At 58.2% G+C, this 14146-nt stretch carries 12 protein-coding genes and 1 pseudogene; 8 read left to right on the top strand and 5 right to left on the bottom strand.

Going from position 1 to position 14146, the window contains the following annotated elements:
- Positions 1–120 precede the first annotated feature (120 nt).
- Positions 121–1473, bottom strand: coding sequence for a substrate-binding protein (locus EN949_RS24750; RefSeq protein ID WP_127368574.1), 1353 nt, complete (start codon positions 1471–1473; stop codon positions 121–123).
- Between the two features lie 221 nt (positions 1474–1694).
- Here EN949_RS24750 and EN949_RS24745 point away from each other — a divergent pair, with 221 nt between their 5' ends.
- On the top strand, positions 1695–2432 hold the full coding sequence (locus EN949_RS24745) for a Crp/Fnr family transcriptional regulator (protein WP_127365628.1): 738 nt from the start codon (positions 1695–1697) through the stop codon (positions 2430–2432).
- 290 nt (positions 2433–2722) lie between these two features.
- On the opposite strand, the pseudogene EN949_RS24740 reads toward EN949_RS24745, so the two are convergent.
- Positions 2723–2872 (bottom strand): annotated as a pseudogene (locus EN949_RS24740) (IS481 family transposase); the annotation flags it as partial.
- A gap of 142 nt (positions 2873–3014) precedes the next feature.
- Between EN949_RS24740 and EN949_RS24735 the strand changes: the two are divergent.
- From EN949_RS24735 to EN949_RS24700, 7 genes are all read left to right on the top strand, one after another.
- Positions 3015–3548: a sigma-70 family RNA polymerase sigma factor gene (locus EN949_RS24735; protein ID WP_064995211.1), complete on the top strand. Its 534-nt coding sequence runs from the start codon at positions 3015–3017 to the stop codon at positions 3546–3548.
- A complete protein-coding gene (locus tag EN949_RS24730) occupies positions 3535–4320 on the top strand; it encodes a hypothetical protein (RefSeq protein ID WP_064995212.1) in 786 nt (261 codons plus the stop codon). Before EN949_RS24735 ends, EN949_RS24730 begins: the two co-directional genes overlap by 14 nt.
- 1395 nt (positions 4321–5715) lie before the next feature.
- Complete coding sequence (locus EN949_RS24720; RefSeq protein ID WP_127365630.1) at positions 5716–6918, top strand: FAD-binding domain; 1203 nt, start codon at positions 5716–5718, stop codon at positions 6916–6918.
- Between the two features lie 375 nt (positions 6919–7293).
- Positions 7294–7536 (top strand): hypothetical protein, encoded by a 243-nt coding sequence (locus EN949_RS24715; RefSeq protein WP_127365631.1) that lies wholly within the window; start codon positions 7294–7296, stop codon positions 7534–7536.
- A 194-nt stretch (positions 7537–7730) separates the two neighbouring features.
- On the top strand, positions 7731–8228 hold the full coding sequence (locus EN949_RS24710; protein ID WP_127365632.1) for an invasion associated locus B family protein: 498 nt from the start codon (positions 7731–7733) through the stop codon (positions 8226–8228).
- Positions 8229–8310: 82 nt separating this feature from the next.
- The gene (locus tag EN949_RS24705; protein WP_127365633.1) at positions 8311–8505 is read left to right on the top strand and encodes a hypothetical protein; all 195 of its coding nucleotides are present in this window, start codon (positions 8311–8313) and stop codon (positions 8503–8505) included.
- Between the two features lie 19 nt (positions 8506–8524).
- Complete coding sequence (locus EN949_RS24700) at positions 8525–9070, top strand: SH3 domain-containing protein (RefSeq protein WP_127365634.1); 546 nt, start codon at positions 8525–8527, stop codon at positions 9068–9070.
- A gap of 287 nt (positions 9071–9357) precedes the next feature.
- On the opposite strand, the gene EN949_RS24695 is transcribed toward EN949_RS24700, so the two are convergent.
- The 3 genes from EN949_RS24695 to EN949_RS24685 form a co-directional block, all read right to left on the bottom strand.
- A complete protein-coding gene (locus EN949_RS24695; protein WP_127365635.1) occupies positions 9358–10989 on the bottom strand; it encodes a tetratricopeptide repeat protein in 1632 nt (543 codons plus the stop codon).
- Between the two features lie 658 nt (positions 10990–11647).
- Positions 11648–12805 (bottom strand): sulfite oxidase, encoded by a 1158-nt coding sequence (locus EN949_RS24690; protein WP_127365636.1) that lies wholly within the window; start codon positions 12803–12805, stop codon positions 11648–11650.
- A gap of 197 nt (positions 12806–13002) precedes the next feature.
- A complete protein-coding gene (locus tag EN949_RS24685; RefSeq protein WP_127371803.1) occupies positions 13003–13368 on the bottom strand; it encodes a hypothetical protein in 366 nt (121 codons plus the stop codon).
- Positions 13369–14146 lie beyond the last annotated feature (778 nt).

Here is a 14146-nt window from a genome sequence, read left to right as displayed (position 1 = left end):
GTCGCGAACAATCGACATCCCACCGAGCGCCGGGAGACGAACCGTCTGCGTCCGGGCAGAGCCAGTCCCGATGCGAGCGCCCTCTCCAGCCGTGGCGAAGCGGAGAAGGCGCTGCGGGCATCAGGTGTAGCTGCCCAGGTTGCAGCCGAACTCGTCGGGCTTCTGCATCAGCGGCGCGCCATCGACGACCTCCACCACATTCCAGTAGTCGTCGTCGCTCTTCATGTCCTTGGGATCCTTACCCTGAACGAGTACGACGGGTCGCACGCACTGATGGTCTTCCGGCCGATAGTGAACGTCGCCGACGAGTGAAGGGATGGTCTCACCCTTCTCGTATTGCTTGATGACGTCCGGCGGATAGAAGCTACCGGCCTGCGACACCATGCGCGCCCAATGAGCGAAGCTGACATAGGCGTTTTCGGCGCCCCATTCCGGCCGATAGCCGAACTTTTGCTGGAATGCGTCCACGAACTGCTTGGCGAGCGGATACTTGTCCTGCAGGGTCCACCAGAAATCGGTAGCGGCAAAAACCCCGGCTGTCAGTTCGGGGCCTACTTCCTTGGCAAGGAAGGGGATCTGGTAGGGGATCACCATCTTCATGCTCGGAGTCAGGCCGAACTGCTTGGCCTGCTGGATTGACAGCACCGCGTCGCGGCCCCAGTTGACGTTGACGATGAATTCGGCGCCCGAATTGGCGATATTGGTCAGATACTGGCTGAAATCCTGGGTGCCCAACGGCGAGACCTGGTCCGTCACCATCTCCCATCCGCCCTGAGAGGTCAGGTAGTCGTTCACCGACTTGGTCACGGTGTGGCCGTAAGTGTAGTCCGGCGTCATGAATGCCGCCTTCTTTCCCTTGCCGTAGGTCTTCACAAGAATCGGGCCGATCGCGTTGGCTGCGGTCTGGCCGTAGAAATTCTGGCGGAAGCCGTAGCGAACGCAGTCCTTGCCTGTTGTGTCGTTTGAGCCGGAGATGCCCGCGACGTAGAGGATCTTCTCGCGCTGCGCGAATTTGTTGAGCGCAACCGCGACCGCCGATGAAGTCGAGCCGGTCATCAGGATGATGTTGTTTTGGTGGATGAAATTCTGCTCGAGCTCGACGGCCTGGTTCGGCTTGGCCGCGCTGTCGGCGGACAACAGCTCGACCTTCTTGCCGAGCAACCCCTTGTCGACCTTCGGCGCCAACGCCTTCATCAACTCGTGGCCGTTGTTGATGTGGTCGACCGCGAGCTGCCAGCCCTTAAGTTCGTCAGCACCTTGCACGGCATAGGCACCGGTAAGGGGCACGGCGGCTCCGATGTAGACGGTGTCGCCCGCCGACCCGGCCGGCCAGGTGCCTATCGCGGGCTTGTCGTCGGCCGCAAAAGCCGCAAAGCTGGATAAGGGCAGAACGGCGCTACCGAGAAGACCTGCGCCCGCGTGCAGCATGCTACGGCGGGATATATGGGAAGTATTTTGATCGTCGAGTGGCATCAGCTGTTCCTCCTTAGCGTGGAGCCGTCGGACGACTCTCATTGTTGTTCCGGAAACCGGTTTTTTTCAGCGAGACGCTGAAAATGGCCTATTTGCATGGGCATTCGCAGTGGCGTAGGCCTGCCAGTCAATACAACTTTCGTTTGATGATTCTGTTCATTGATCTGGATTAATAAGCATAGGAAAGTTTCCTTGAAGGTCATGAACATGTGGAGCATGGCATGCCGCTGACCGGCCATCCGATCGTGACCCGACTGACACGTGCAATGAAGCTGGAATCGCTAGACATCAAACGTCTTGAGGCAATTTTCGAGCGCGACCTTACCATTCGGAAACGGGAGGAACTCGTCGTTCACGGCTCCGAGTTCCGAAGCCTGTGCTTTGTTAAAGACGGCTACGCGATCCGTTACAGGTTGCTGCGCAGCGGCAGGCGGCAAATCCTGAAGCTTATCCTGCCGGGTGATGTCATTGGATTCCCGGTCAGCTTTTTCGATCGATCGACTTGTGCGGTCGTTGCCGTGAGCGAGCTGACCTACGCCGTGTGCTCGTTCGACGCTTACGTTCGTCTCTGCTACGAGCAGCCCCAATTCGGTCTGGTGTTAAGTTGGCTCGCCGCCCAGGAGGCAGCGACTTATGCGGAACACATTGTCAATCTGGGTCGGCGCACTCCGATTGAAAGGCTGGCGCACCTTTTGCTAGAGATCCACGCGCGTCTCCTGGAGGTGGGAGGCGCTGACGAAGAAAGTTTCGACTTGCCATTTTCGCAGGAAGTCATGGCGGACGCGCTCGGGCTGAGCGTGCCCCATCTCAATCGCGTCATTCAGCAATTGCGCGCCGAACACCTTATCACCAGCAACGCGCGCTTTATCGAGCTGACCGATCTTGCGGGCCTTCAAAGATTGGCTCAGTACCAGCCCATGACCCTAATCCCCATCCCGGTGCCGAAACAGCTGGAGTGATCACACAGCCCCATTGCGACGGGCATCGAATGCGTTGTCGATTTGGCCTCTATGTCTGTTATCAAGAGCAACTTTATCAATGCTGACTGCCAGCTACAGTTGCGTCATCCCATCCTTGCTGAGCATGATCGAACGACTTCACCGAGTGGCGAATGACGTTTCTCCGGGTCGAGGAACTTGGCCGTCAGATTGCAACGATGGGTTAGCAGAGCCGCGTTTGGCAGCAGCTTCCCAGCGATGGTCTCGTTGATCAGCGGCATGGCCGAACCGCCGGCGCCGGGCGTGGTGAACTCGTGCAGCTCGACGAAGGCGAACTTGGAGGTGCGGTCGGTGGCGACGAACATGTTCAGCTTGCCCTGCTCGGTGCGCACCTCCGCGACGTCGATATGGAAGTAGCCGATCGAATAGCTCTTGAACTTCTTCTTTGCCGGCTTGCCGCCGGCGCAGCCGCCGCAAACAGCGGCTCGGACCCCTCACCACCGCAGCTTCGCTTTCGAAGTTGAACCCGGTGCCAAGGTCACTTGAGGACAAAAAAGTCGCACCGGCTTGGAATAGCTTCGCCATCGTCTCAGTATACGGCACATGAATGCGAGCTTCGACGTCACTCCGCATCTGGAGGATCTGTGGCGGTATGGTCGAGTGCTTACGCACAACGACGCAGACGCCGACGACTTGGTGCAGGAGTCGCTTGTCCGCGCTCTTTCCTTGGCTCGCAGCTACGATTCTTCGCGTCCTCTCATGCCCTGGCTGATCACAATCGTGCGAAATACCTTTCTAACCAGTGCGGTGCGTGCGGACGCAGAGAGGCGGCGGATTGCCGCCTTTGCGGAGCAGTCTGACCCACTGTTACTGCCATCGCAGGAGCACAGCACCGAACTCTCCAATGTCAGAAAGGCGCTGAGAGAGTTGCCTACGGAGCAAGCCGAAGTTCTCCATTTGGTCGGCGTCCTCGGCTTCACCTATTCTGACGCCGCAACAGTACTCGGCGTACCGCAGGGAACTGTTATGTCCCGCCTGAGCCGCGCACGAGTTGCCCTGAAGAACAACATGGAAAAACTACGCGATTGCGCGCCTTCCCAGTTAAAAGTTGTAGGAGGCCGTGATGTGGCCAAGTGACCGTATTTCCGAGGACGAGATCAATCGCTTCCTTGACGGCGAACTGACCCAGCCTCAGAGATCCGACCTCCAGGCACGGCTTGCCCTGGAGCCGGAACTGGCGGCGGAAGTTTTTGCCCAGGCACAGCGCATGGAAGCATTGCGCGTCGCTCAACCGCAGCGGCTTTTCCCGCCCCGAGTTAGCGTGGACAAGGCCAAGCAACTGGAAAGTGCGTTTCGACGGCTAAGAATATTCAGTGCGCTCAAACTGCAAACGGCAGCCGCCTTGCTCATTCTGGCGGGTTGGTCGGCCAACTCATTGACACTGCCTCTCCGCCAGGGAGGGCAAACCACCGATGAGAATTTCATTCTTGCCGCGCGTGATGCCTTGCGAGTCGCCCAGCTGAATGCCGGTCCCGAAAGGGGCAGTGAGCCAAAGCAGGACAAGATCGAGCGACTGGTCGGCGCCATGAACATCAGCATGCCCGCTCTTCCAGCGACATGGAGGGTGAAAGATGTTCAGGTGCAGCCCTGGAACGGGCGGCAGAGCCTTGTCGTGACGGCTGACACACCGAGCGTTGGCCAGATCACACTGGTTGCGGTCGCGATGAGCGGCGAAGACGCCGTACCGCCTACTCCCGCTACGGATGGGCGCGTGCCGACCATATACTGGCAATCGGGCGGCACGGCCTACGCCCTGATGGGCCCTGCCGCGCCCGACCGACTTGAAAAAGAGGCTAAGGAAATCGAGGTGGCCACCCGAAGGAGCGTCGCTGCCAAAATACGGGGCTGAGGACCATTGGGCTATCATTAGTCAAAGGAAAGTGAGACTGCATGTCTGCCGAACAAATCCAGAAACATTTCATACGGTTTCTTGGTTCGGATGTCGGTGTATCGTTCAGTAATCCGTTAGATCCCCGCGAAGTCATTCTGTATCGGCCTGACAGATTGTCCGAGACATTTGTGACGTGGGCGTTCCAGGAACTGAAAAAGACCACGCCGGACGTCGCAAGAAAGATTGACCGACTGCTTGTATCATATGAAACCCGACATGGCCGCACTCGTCGCGGGATAGACATCTCCTCAACCAGCAATGTGCCTCAGCAGCGAAATCCTGAGTCATCTTCGCGAGTTGAGGCTTCGGGACGGGCGGCATGATAAGGCTTCCGCCGCCGACCCTAGGAGCCCTGCGGTATTACCCGTCGACGTGCCCGATTTGCGAAGAAACCGCGCTCGCGGCCGACATTATCTTGCGAACGGTAGAATTCCAGTGCGCCCGCTGCGGCGGATACGAAATCACCGCCGCCGCACGCTCGGCAATGCGAGCTGTGTCTCCGGAGCGCCGCGTGCTGTGGCTTTCGCAGGCCCGGCTACAAATTTCCGACACTCAAAGAATAGCTCTCATACTCTGTGCGAGTGAAGATTTGATCGGCCGTGAATAATTGCAGTTTTGCGAAATCCCCATCGAGTTCGGATGCAGGCGCCCATGAGGGAACGCGCCAACATCACCGTTTGGGGGAGCACAAGAGTGATGCTGTTTGAGCAAGTCCGCCCGCGGGCGTTTCCTGGCGGCCCGGCATTTTCGGCGGAGTTGGTGCCGGACCGATCCGCTCTGTTGTTTTCGATGTGATCCATCTCAAGGCGACGGAGCGGCAGGCGCGGAGTTTCTGGAAGTTGATGAAAGGAACGTTCACTTGACTGATGTGTCTTCCGGGGGCGAGGCCCAAAATGCACGGCTGGCTAATCTACGGGCAGCGACAATGCTACGCGAGACCGCCCATGTGTCGTTAGATGCGGCGACCGAATCCGCTCTGTCGGCAATAGCCGCCGAGATGAACATGAGTCGACCTGAGCTCATTCGGATGGCATTGGTTGACTGGCTGGAATCTCACAAAAACTCTCGTGCGGCTGCGAACGATTAGCTGCGCCGCGAACGCGCCCGATGCGTCCGCCCAGAATACCAGGCGAAGCTGCCACATCCACCGCGGACCTCACATCGCGCGAACGACGGACCATTCGGGATCTTATAATCTCGTGAGTCACGGGAAGGCTGCCTCTGTTGGGAAAGAGGCACTCCCAGCCGCCTGTTTAACGGGACACCGTCCCCGGCGGCCTGGGCAGCGAATCATCATTCTCGTGCCGACTGACCTCTCCTTGCCATAGCGGCGACTTCCACTAACTTTTCAATATGGCCAACGGAACGGTGTTGATTTCCGGCGGCGGAATCGCCGGCCCCGCCCTTGCCTTCTGGTTGGCAGCCGGTGGATTCCGACCAACACTAATCGAACGAGCGCCCCATTTGCGCACGGGAGGTTACGTCATCGATTTTTGGGGCCTTGGTTATGGCATCGCCGAGCGAATGGGGCTCGAGGAGGAGATCAATCGCGTAGGCTACCATGTACGCGAAGTGCGCTTTGTAAACGATCGTGGAAAGCGCGTCACAGGTTTTGGCACGGACGTTTTTACTGAGCTGACAGCGGGCCGCTTTGTGACACTCGGACGCAGCGATCTCTCTAAGCTGCTTTTCGACAAGATAAAGGATACGACCGAAGTCATATTCGATGATGAGATCCTCGGCCTTCAAGAACATCCAGCCGGTGTGCGCGTTAACTTCAAGCAGGGAGGCGAGCGCGCGTACGATCTGGTGATCGGCGCTGACGGTCTGCATTCCGGCGTTCGCCGTCTGGCCTTCGGGCCACAGCAGCAGTTCGAAAAGAAACTCGGTTACGCTGTCGCGGCCTTCGAGTGCGCTGGCTACCGTCCACGCGACGAAGACGTGTATTTGATGTACGGCCAGCCAGGAAGAATGCTCGGGCGTTTCACGCTGCGTGATAACCGAACGCTCTTCTTGTTCGTCTTTGCTGCGGGCAACGACCCAGTGCCAGCGACGCTGGAAATGCAGAAGGCAGTGCTGCGAAAAATTTACGGCGGTGGCGGGTGGGAATGTCCAAGTATTTTGAATGCGCTGGATGGGATCGACGATCTCTATTTCGACAGCGTCAGCCAGATCAGGATGAACAGGTGGTCGCAAGGCCGCATTGCTCTAACGGGCGATGCCGCGTTTTGCGTGTCCTTGTTGGCCGGACAAGGTTCAGCCCTGGCCATGATTTCGGCCTATATCTTGGCGGGTGAACTTTTCAGGGCCGAGGGACGATATCAGGAGGCATTCCGCACGTACGAAACTCTCTTGCGGGATTACATTGATAAGAAGCAGCGCGGCGCCGAGCGATTTGCCACAGCCTTTGCACCAAGGACGCAATTGGGCCTGTTTGTGCGCAACTTGGTGATAAGCACATTTGCAATCCCCGGTGTCGCACGATTGGCCATCGGGCGAGAAATTGCCGACGCTCTGCAGCTACCTGATTATCGCTGGCCATCGCCGACGAATTGACGACAGCGGTGGCGCGCGCCAGCCTCCCGCGCCAACCTTCCGAAAAATAGTCGCCGTGCCGGAATAGTTTCCCGCCACGCTCGGTATATGCCGCATGAGAGTGAACTTCGACGTGGCGCATCAAGCAGCGGACCATCGTCCAATGCCGGGAGCGGCAGCGCCATCTTGGGAGCGCAGCGCGAGTGCTGATGATCACGACAACGTCAGTGCTCGCGGTCGGGAGGAGCGCGCTCTCATTGGCCCAGCGGTTGTCCCCCTGTCCATGGCCGCTGGGCCGGTCCGCCGATGAAAATCACAAACATTCCAGGCGTGATTGGCGCAGCGGAGACACGGCCCCGCTGACCACGGATGCGGCAGACGGCACACGAGACGAGTATGCGGAAGCTAGAAGACTATGAGGAGATCGCGCTCATCGGTTACCCGTACGACGGAGACTACATAGCCATGTTGGACGGCAAAGGCGATCGTGCTCGACTGCTCGGCGGCGAATTGTGCGGCCTTTATGGCGCAACACTGACCGACCAGGCGGCGGCTTTGCCACGGTACTATCCGTGGGCGTCCCATCTCGTTATCGCCACGGTCAAAGGGGACCGGCTTGTTGCGATCCGGGACTACTGAAGGGCAAATGTTGGACTTCCGCACGAAGGCAAAGTCCAACGCCCGACTGAGGCAGCTCGATCAGGCCGAAGCACGGCCGCCTTGATGGTTGTCACAACTTCCAAAGCTCCCATTGAGAAACCCATCCTCAAACCTCAGTGATACGGAAATCACCTTGACCACGTTTGCTGCGCTATGAAATCTGGAAGGATATGATGACCATCAAAGCAGTTGTGGCAAGCATTGCATCCTTGCTACTTTCTATCACTTGGGTGCAAGCTGGCCCCAGACTTCTCTCTCAGCACGGTGCATGGGGCGTCTATTCTTATCGTTCAGACACAACATGGTGCTATGTCCTGAGTGTCCCTGTTTCCGAACTTCCTGCGGATGTCGATCATGGCGAGAATTTTGTCATGATCTCGCGAGCGCCGAAGGATGACCAGCCCGAAGCCGTCATGGGGTATCGGCTTAAGCTAGGGTCGGACATCGATGTGGTGATCGCAGACGAGCACTTCTCAATGTTTACTCAAGACAACAAGGCTTGGTTGGCGAGCGCCGAAGAGGATCGATCGATGGTCAATGCCATGCGGGCAGCCAGCAAAATGAAGCTGTTGGCCACGTCCTGGAGAGGTACACAAACCCAGTACGCCTATTCGCTGATGGGGCTCACCGCCGCCTTGAAAGCGAGCAAGATTTGCAAATCAGCTCGTTGAGCGAAGTCCGGCGACGCACGGTAGTCGCTCCAAAGCCGCTCAATCGACTTGGAGAAAACCACCCAGGCGCGTGGATCCTTGGATGAAGAAGATGAGAGAGTTCTTCAATACCGCTATCGTTATCCTGCTGATAGCGATTGCTGTCGTCCTGCTCTTCCTGGCACCAAGAGGCTTTCAGCTCGGTCCGCCCGATCCGCTTATTAGCTCACGGGCTTCTGGTTTGATGCGAGGGGTCGACTCCATTGTGCAGACCCCTTTAACAAAAACTATGGTGTGAGGTGGTCCGGCCGCGCCGCATGCAATCCTTTTTCGAAACCGAACGCGGCGCCCAGGTTTTTAAAGCGTGGGCGCTCATTCGATCTGCTCTCACGGTTGGCTTGGTAGCCGCTTCTGCACCGACGACAGGATTGCGAGCCGAGACCACTAGCGTTCCTATACCCCGCTTCGTCTCGTTGAAAGGTTCACCCGCGAACCTGCGGATCGGCCCTGGTGTCGATTACAGCATTGAATGGGTCTACATGCGCCCGGGCATTCCCCTTGAGATTTACCAGCAATTTGGCAAATGGCGGCGGGTACGGGATTGGAGCGGGGCCAGCGGATGGATCTATGCTCCGCTTCTGTCTGGACGCAGAACGGCCGTGATCGCTCCTTGGAGCAAAGGTAACGTTGCTCTACGCAAAAAGGCTAAATTCGACGGCCCGGTTATCTCCTGGCTGGAACCTGCCGTTGAAGTCAAACTCAGGGGATGCGATGGTCAATGGTGCAGCGTCGCGCTGAGTTCGATGTCAGGCTTCATCAAACAGTTCGACTTGTGGGGGGCTTATCCCGGCGAAGTGTTCTGAATGACGAGGCCGGAAAATCGTTGACGGACGTTCATTCACTTTTCGGCTGATCTATGTCCTCCCTCCGGTGTAAGGTGCCCACTGTGATCCAGACACCCCACGTCCTCACACTTGCTCGAAGCTGTCAGTTCGATGCATCACGCGCATCCATCGTATGGGCGGCTACGACAGGAGTTCAGCCTGCGGATGGGCCATCTGCCCGTCTTCGCGCGCAATGGATGCGTGCGACTCGATGCTGGCTCTTTTGGCGCTGAGGACGTTGCAACTAGCGAGCGGAACCTTGCCACTTATCGCGGTGCACTCCGACAGGCACATGATGCCATGATGGGCACTTCTGCATGCGCCAGAGCCTGATCCAACTGCTGTCGGACGTCGCTGATTTCTACCGCGTCACCCCGTCGGCTAAGGCATTCAAGCAGGCCGTGAAGGCTCCAGACGTTGCGTGGGTGTTGGCAAGGCCGCGGCAACGTCGCATCAAGCCCAAGGTCAGCGCGATAGACAGCCTCAGCTTCGCCATATCGTTCGGCATCCATCAGCAATGCGCCAAGCGCGTGTCGCGTCGGCTGCATCCAACCCCATGGCTCGTCATAAAGTAAATTGTCGTCGAGATCGACCGCATGCCGCAGGAAATCCAGACCTTCATGGACGCGGCCGGATTTGTAGTGCAACTCCCCCAGCATCATCGCTTCGGCAACCTTCAGGATATCGGCGCAGGGGTTGTTGAACAGCATGCGCTCGGGTTGCACTGCATCGCGCGCTGCCGCGAAAAGGCTAGCGCTTTCCTCGGCTTGGGGAATTCTACCGAGGTTGGACAGAGCCACTGTCCGGGCATAATGCAACAGGACGGCGCTGTAGGAGTAAAGCTCCGCATCCTCGGGGAAGGCCTCTTCCAGGATACAGGACCAGCGTCCAAAGCGGATAAGTACGTGCAACTTCATCGGCGCAAAGGCTTCAAACATCTCTGGCATGTAACGCACCACCGGCTCTGGCAGGTTTTCCACCAATGCCCTCGCAGCTTCGAAGGCGTCCGACGGGCGACCAAGAAACATGGCCCCGTAGATTTGAAAGTGAAGGTTGTGGATCCGGTAGACCGTGTAAAAGTTCTTGCCGCCTGCATGAGCGAAATATGAACGATCCACCTGAGCCGCCTGCCGGTTGCGCATCACGACTTTGTGGTAATCGCCGCAAAGCACGTCGATATGCGTCGCCATATGCACAAGATGCCCAGAGTCTGGCACGAGGCGCACCAACCGATCTGCATGCGGCAAGGCTTTTTCCGGCGTCGACGACATCTCCATCAGATGAATGTAGAAATGCAACAACCCCGGATGTCCCCAGGCTGCTGGCTGGGTCGTGAAGGCGCGGTCCAGAGCCGCGTGCGCTTCCTCCGTCGAGGTGCCAGCCGCAGGCTGCCCGGTACGAGTATCCCACAGCGCCCAAGGCGTGCGGTTGATCAGCGCCTCGACAAAGATCGCGGTCACATCTAGATCGTCAGGGAAACTCTCGTATACTGTGCGCATCGCTGCAGCGAAATCGTCAGTCCAAGGGCCATAATCCGTAATCTCCGGGTCAGTAGGGAACCGCGACGTCAGCGCATCAAGCAATGCGCGCTCGACTTCGATTGCAGGCAGATGGCACGCCTCCGCCAACAATACATGCGCCCGCGTCAAAGCGACAATACGCTCTTCAGGCCCGAAGGAGGTCCATAGCTTGTTGTAGTTTGGACCTAGACAGTGGGCAATTCCCCACCGCGCCATGACGTTTGTAGGCGCCACTTCGAGCACACGCTCGTAACAGGCAATGGCCTCTTCGTGGTTAAATCCGTATTGCCAGATCAGCCCCCGGTCGAACCACATCTGCGCCTCGGAAGGCGTGTTGTCCAGCCGGCGGGAGAAGGTGCCTAGATCGAAATACGTCATGGTATCCAACTCCATGGCTGACGGCGACTACCGGCCCAGACTACATCAAACCCGGGAGGAAGGGAGTTCGACAGAAGGCTGACCGCTTGATCTCACCGTGCCATCTTCCTCAACAGCCGCGATATCGTTCGCCTTTCCCAGCCCCGACCCCGATTTCGTACCGGGCCGAAAACGATGTCCCTCGACGGACGACGTCAGCGAATTCTTGACCTGTTCATTCGGTGGCTCCGAGAATCGGAAACGAGATGAAGCTGAGTGCGGCGGGGCCGGAAGCGGAAGGTCCTCTGGTCATGGTACCTTCGTTGGTCGGGATTGCTCGAATGACGATCACCATGACGCTAGAAGACGCGGAGGCGCCAAGGCAGCTTCGGAAGCGTTCCGCTTCAGATTGTGAACTGGCCCTAGTCCTCCGCAAGGCCTAACTTGCGGCAAAGGAGCGCTCAGCCATGACGCGACGGCTCAAACGGGAGTAGTAGCAGGAGCGCTGCCAGAGGCCCGACGATCCCAGCACGCCGCGCGCAGTAGCGCAGAAGCGCACGGAAGAGCGGCGGATCGAGTTCCACATCGGGGTGATGTGGCGACATCGGGCTTTGATGACCCCATGCCAAAAACATGGGGTCACGTCGATCTCAGACACTTTGATACGGCTTTCCGCCAGTCAGTGAATATCGATACGTCGCGTCACCTGACCGTTACTTTCCCAGTAGGTATGCTTCTTGGCGATGATGGGATCGTCCATTGCGGGTTGGACCTGCCCTCCAGTACTAACCGCACGCGAGGTGACTGTGTGCTCCCCGGCGGAGGGCTTGGGCCAGTCGACGGACCATATCTTCCAAGCGAAGTCCGTCTTGTCGGTTTCGTCGATGGCCGCCGGCATCCATGGCCCGTCATCGATCTTCACCTCGACCCGGTCGATCGGCGCGCCCCAGGCCGCCCCGACGATCCGGTGGTCACTGCCGATATGAGTGACCCGGGCCGGTGCAGACTTCAAGCGCGCCCGCCCGACAGAGGTTTCCACCCATACCGTCTCTCCGTTGTGCTCCTCCTCGCGCAGTGTGACATAATCGCGTCCCATAAACCGGTTCTCGAAGCGCTGGTCGCTCACGTCCATTCGTTTGAGCCATTTCACGTTCGCGATCCCGTACCAGCCCGGCGCTATCAGCCGCAGCGGGAAGCCGTTATCAGGAGGCAAGGGAGTCCCGTTCATCTCGTAGCAGAGGATGTTTTTGGGGTCCATGGCGTCGGTGAGCGACATGCTGCGCGCAAAGTTCTGCGTGAACTTGATGTCGTCGGCTCGCTTTATTTCTCCTTCATCGGTGCCCCAGAAGACAACCTCGATCCCACTGTCGAGGACTCCGACCTCCTTGAGGATCGGGGCGAGCGGCGTACCCGCCCAGCGAGCATTGCCAATCCCACCATTGAAAAACGGTAGGCCAGTATTGCCCGAACATTCGACCGTGAACGTGACTTCCTGGCGCGGTCGAGCCCTGATGTCGGCGAGCGTCAGGGCTGTTGGCTTTTTGACGGAACCGCCGATTTCGAGCTTCCACGTAGTTTCGTCGATGACCGGCCGGTTGAAATGCGCGATTGAAAAGAACTTGTCGTTGGGCGTCACCCAGGAATCGAGATCCTCCCACACCAGCTGATTTTTGATGACTTCCGGTACCGGGTTCGGCGGCAGCTGATCGAGCCATTTGATGACTTCCTCGCCGGCCCGGGTTGGAAAGGCATAGGCAATCCGCGATTGAAAGGACGTCAGGGCTACAAGGGCTGCTCCGCCTTGAATGATGAATTCACGTCTGGGAAGGTAATGCATGATGACTTCTCCTCCAGTGAAAAGCTCACTTCTCCTTCAGGGGTTAGTGCAGTAGCGACCGGGATCGCGCAAAGCAGAGGCCGGCCGCAGCGGGCAATATGAGAGCGCGTGAAACAAGCGCCTTAGTTAAAGCGGCGTTTCCCGCTCTCAAATAGCCAGCTCGTCAAGTCCGAGCCGGCTGTCTTCAATCATATGCCCTATCTGTCCTCGTGGCGAGGGCAAGGGCTCGCATCTTTTCGCTCCAGGCTTGATTTCTGCGTCGTGCTCCAAAGTCGAATGCCGCCTACATTCCCGGCCGCCATCATACGCCGGCGATGCACTTGCGCGTGCTGACGCCCGCCTGTGGCCAGCAGGAAGCGCGCATTCGCCCTTGCCCGGAAGAGATCGACCTCGGCCTGCTTCTGCGCTTCCCGCGCCAGCCCGTAGACCTCGGGCAGCGGTTGCCGGTCGGCCGGCTTCGCCTTCATGGTCCACTTCTCGCTGCGGAAGCCCCAATGAGCGATGCCGTCGAGTTCGCTGCCGTCGAACCAAGCGCTCGAGTTCAGTTTCGGGAAATGCAACACCCGAGCCATCCACAAGATTTTCTCGATGTCGTGTTCGCCGGCACCCTTCGCCCATGGCGTCCAGCCGTTGCCTGGTCGCTCCATCAGATCGCGTCGCGCATGGTGGTCTCCGTTTGTCTCACTTCAGGACGGAAGTGCTGGCACCCGTCTTGCACCGAAGGCGGTTGCCGGCTGATCCCGGGCAGCTCGTCGGGCTTGAGGCAGTAGTTGGGGGGGCCTCGCCCGGCGAGTTCACCAATACGGTTTGTCAATGTTGAAGGGTCGCCCGCAACCATCGCTGGGCCTTGCGCACGATCCCCTGCGCTCATTCGTCGTCTTCCCAACTGTGAGTTTTTTCCACGGAGTTCATGGATGGCGCGCACAATGCAATGGAAATCTACATACCTCGGTGCATCGATCATTATTTTAGTGATCACTAAAATCCTCGATGATTTGAACGCCAGAGTTTAACGCAGCCCGTGCGATTTCAGGGCGACGTTTCTTCTGCGTGGGGTTGGATATGCGTGCCCGGATGTTAGTTAGGAACTCGAAGGCTACAGAAGCCTTCGAGTTGCGCGTGAAAATCTCGTCTTTGGAAGAGGAGCAGAGGCGAAGAGTGGCGAGCTCGGCCGGTATGTTAAAGCTGGCGCAAGTCGGCCAAGAATTAAAGTGGCTCCGGTTTCGCCTGGCCATCCTGGAAGACTGTGTGGCGGCGCTTTCAACCAAACACTAATTTACGTGCCCGTACTGGATTAGCCGGGACCATCATCGGCCGCCTTCAGATGAGACACCACCGTCC

The sequence above is a fragment of the Mesorhizobium sp. M7A.F.Ca.US.007.01.2.1 genome (genome assembly GCF_003998165.1).
Classification (GTDB): Bacteria; Pseudomonadota; Alphaproteobacteria; order Rhizobiales; family Rhizobiaceae; genus Mesorhizobium; species Mesorhizobium ciceri.
The sequence above is the reverse complement of the archived record's forward strand: the minus strand, read 5'-3'. Positions and strand labels throughout refer to the sequence as shown.